The sequence below is a fragment of the Staphylococcus sp. EG-SA-15 genome, from assembly GCF_017151895.1.
Taxonomy (GTDB): Bacteria; Bacillota; Bacilli; order Staphylococcales; family Staphylococcaceae; genus Staphylococcus; species Staphylococcus aureus.
In genome coordinates this window covers 1-251 of sequence record NZ_JACVZN010000118.1, presented here as the reverse complement: position 1 = coordinate 251, position 251 = coordinate 1, and the positions used below count along the sequence as shown (strand labels likewise).

Below are 251 nucleotides of genomic sequence, written 5' to 3'. Positions count from 1 at the left end.
TATTTCATCAGATTGGTACGAAGCAGCAGATATGGATGGTGCGTCTAGTTGGCAAAAGTTTAGAAACATCACATTCCCGCATGTCATTTACGCCACAGCGCCATTGTTAATTATGCAATATGCAGGTGATTTACAATAATTGCCAAAAACAGCCCTAATGCAATTTGAAGTGTCGTTGCAACAAGCGTCCATACTAATGTCCAAGTAATAACACTGAAAAATGTTTTACGCCAAACGCCAATTGTGAATAA

The 251-nt window shown here is 38.6% G+C and carries 2 pseudogenes; one reads left to right on the top strand and one right to left on the bottom strand.

The features are described from left to right. Nucleotides 1-130 (top strand): annotated as a pseudogene (locus IDG64_RS14610) (ABC transporter permease subunit); the annotation flags it as partial. On the opposite strand, the pseudogene IDG64_RS15275 reads toward IDG64_RS14610, so the two are convergent. Then, nucleotides 126-251 (bottom strand): annotated as a pseudogene (locus tag IDG64_RS15275) (hypothetical protein); the annotation flags it as partial. The pseudogenes IDG64_RS14610 and IDG64_RS15275 overlap by 5 nt on opposite strands.